The organism is Actinomadura miaoliensis, assembly GCF_039536785.1.
Classification (GTDB): domain Bacteria; phylum Actinomycetota; class Actinomycetes; order Streptosporangiales; family Streptosporangiaceae; genus Spirillospora; species Spirillospora miaoliensis.
In genome coordinates this window covers 1-2,698 of record NZ_BAAAZG010000068.1, presented here as the reverse complement: position 1 = coordinate 2,698, position 2,698 = coordinate 1, and the positions used below count along the sequence as shown (strand labels likewise).

The 2,698-nt window shown below is 74.6% G+C and carries 3 protein-coding genes; all 3 read left to right on the top strand.

Annotated elements, in window-relative coordinates; translation table 11 throughout:
- Window positions 1–785 (top strand): DeoR/GlpR family DNA-binding transcription regulator (locus ABD811_RS39645; protein ID WP_344958143.1); only part of this gene is annotated, 785 nt, incomplete at its 5' end.
- Window positions 782–1,510 (top strand): HAD family hydrolase, encoded by a 729-nt coding sequence (locus ABD811_RS39640; RefSeq protein WP_344958141.1) that lies wholly within the window; start codon window positions 782–784, stop codon window positions 1,508–1,510. The genes ABD811_RS39645 and ABD811_RS39640, both read left to right, overlap by 4 nt.
- Window positions 1,507–2,698, top strand: a 1,192-nt coding sequence (locus ABD811_RS39635) for a dihydroxyacetone kinase family protein (protein WP_344958139.1), incomplete at its 3' end; no start/stop codon positions are given. The genes ABD811_RS39640 and ABD811_RS39635, both read left to right, overlap by 4 nt.

Sequence of the window (2,698 nt, the reverse complement as noted above, 5' to 3'; positions counted from 1 at the left end):
CCGAGGCCCCGCTGCGGGGCCCGGCGGCGCGGCAGGCGGCGATCGCCGAGCACGTCCTGGCGGAGGGCTCGCTGTCGGCCGCGGAGCTGGCCGAGCGCTTCCAGGTCAGCCAGATGACCATCCACCGGGACCTGGACGAGCTGGAACGGCAGGGCATCGTCCGCAAGTTCCGCGGCGGCGTCACCGCCCAGCCGTCGGGGGTGTTCGAGAGCAACGTCGTCTACCGCATGAAGTCGATGCAGGCGGAGAAGGACGCCGTCGCCGCCCGCGCGCTGGAGCTGATCGAGCCCGGCATGGCGGTGATGCTGGACGACTCCACCACCGCGCTCGCGCTGGCCCGGCGGCTGGCCGAGGGCGTCATCACCCCGCTGACCGTCGTCACCAACTACATGGCCGGGCTGAACCTGCTGTCCAAGGCGCGCGGGATCCGGCTCATGGCGGTCGGCGGCGACTACGACCTGTCGCACGACTCCTTCCTGGGGGTGTCGTGCGTGGAGGCGGTGACCTCGCTGAGCGTGGACCTGTGCTTCGTGTCCACGGCGGCGGTCTCCGGCGGCTTCGCCTACCACCAGGAACAGCACATCGTCGCGGTGAAGCGGGCCATGCTCGACGCCGCCGCGCGCAACGTGCTGCTGCTCGACCACACCAAGCTCGGCAAGGTCGCGCTGCACCGGCTGGCGGCGCTGAGCGTCTTCGAGCGCGTGCTCGTCGACGCCGGCGCCTCCCCCGACCACCTGCGCGACCTGGAGGAACACAAAGTCAACTACGAGGTGGCCGGTTCGTGACCTTTTCATCCACCGCATCCGACTCGGCGGCGCGCGGCACGCGTTCGGTCGCCGGGGTGGTGTTCGACATGGACGGCGTGCTCGTCGACAGCGAGCACCTGTGGGAGGAGAGCTGGCAGGACTACTGCGGCCGCCACGGCCGCACGTGGCGTCCCGAGGACACCGCCGCCGTGCAGGGCATGAGCGCTCCCGAGTGGGCCGCGCACATCGCGGGCCTGTTCGGCGACCCGTCCCGCGCCGAGGCCGTGCGCGAGGAGTGCGTGGCGTTCATGGTGGACGCGCTGCACCAGGGCCGCATCGAACCGCTCGACGGCGCCCTCGACCTGATCGTGGACGTGTCCGAGCGGGTGCCGGTGGCGCTGGCGTCCTCGGCCGCCCGGCAGCTGATCGACGCGGTGCTGCCGCACTTCGGGGTGGCCGACCGGTTCTCCGCCACGGTGTCCAGCGAGGAGGTGCCGCGCGGCAAGCCGTCCCCGGACGTGTACGCCGAGGCGGTGCGGCGGCTGGGCATCGACCCCCGGCACGGCCTCGCCGTGGAGGACTCCAGCAACGGCATCCGCGCCGCGCACGCCGCCGGGCTCACCGTCATCAGCATCCCCAACCCCGTCTACCCGCCCAAGCCGGACGCGCTCGGCCTGGCCGCGCAGATCGTGGCCTCGCCCGACGACGCCCGGCGGCGGATCCTCGCGCTGATCGAGACCGGCATCCCCGGGGAGGCGCCGTGACGCACGTGTTCAACGCCCCCGCCGACTTCAAGGAGCAGTTCGTCACCGGGCTGACCGCCGCCTACGGCCGCTACCTGGAACGGGTGCCGGGCGCGTCGGCGGTGATGCGGCGCGGCGGGCCGCGCCCCGGCCGGGTGTCGCTGGTGATCGGCGGCGGCTCCGGCCACTACCCGGCGTTCGCCGGCCTGGTCGGCGCGGGCCTGGCCACCGCCGCGGTCGTCGGCGACATCTTCACCAGCCCGTCGGCCGAGCAGGCGTACCGGACGCTGCGCGCGGTCGACTCCGGCGCGGGCGCGCTGATCTCCTACGGCAACTACGGCGGCGACGTCATGCACTTCGGGCTGGCCGAGCTGCGCGCCCGCTCCGAGGGCATGGACGTGCGGACGGTGCTGGTCACCGACGACATCGCCTCGGCCCCGCCCGAACGCGCCGCCGACCGGCGCGGCATCGCGGGCGACTTCACGGTGTTCAAGGCCGCCGGCGCCGCCGCCGAACGCGGCGACTCCCTCGACGAGGTCGAGCGGATCGCCCGCAAGGCCAACGACCGGACCCGCACCCTCGGCGTCGCGTTCGCCGGGTGCACCTTCCCCGGCCGCGACGAGCCGCTGTTCACCGTCGACCCGGCGCGGATGGAGATCGGCCTGGGCATCCACGGCGAGCCCGGCGTGCGGACGGTGGACCGGCTCACCGCCCGCGAGCTGGCCGCCGCCCTGGTGGAGGGGCTGCTGGCCGAGCGTCCCGACGGCGCCGGCGACGAGGTCGCGCTGATCCTCAACGGGCTCGGCTCGACCAAGTACGAGGAGCTGTTCGTCCTCTACGCCGACGTGGTGCGGCTGCTGGCGGCCGAGGGGCTGCGGCTGCGCGGCCCCGAGGTGGGGGAGCTGGTCACCTCGCTGGACATGGCGGGCTGCTCGCTCACCCTCACCTGGCTGGACGGCGAGCTGGCCGAGCTGTGGGACGCCCCCGCCGACACCCCCGCCTTCCGCCGCGGCGCGCCGCTGCCCGACGTCGCCCCGGTCGTGACCGAGCAGGCGGCCGTGCCGGAGCAGGCCGCGGCGGTGGACGACGAGGACACCGGCGCCCGGCTCGTCCGCGCGGCCCTGACCCGCGCCCGCGACCGCGTGGAGCGGGACGAGCCCGAGCTGGCCCGGCTGGACGCGGTGGCCGGTGACGGCGACCGGGTCGCCG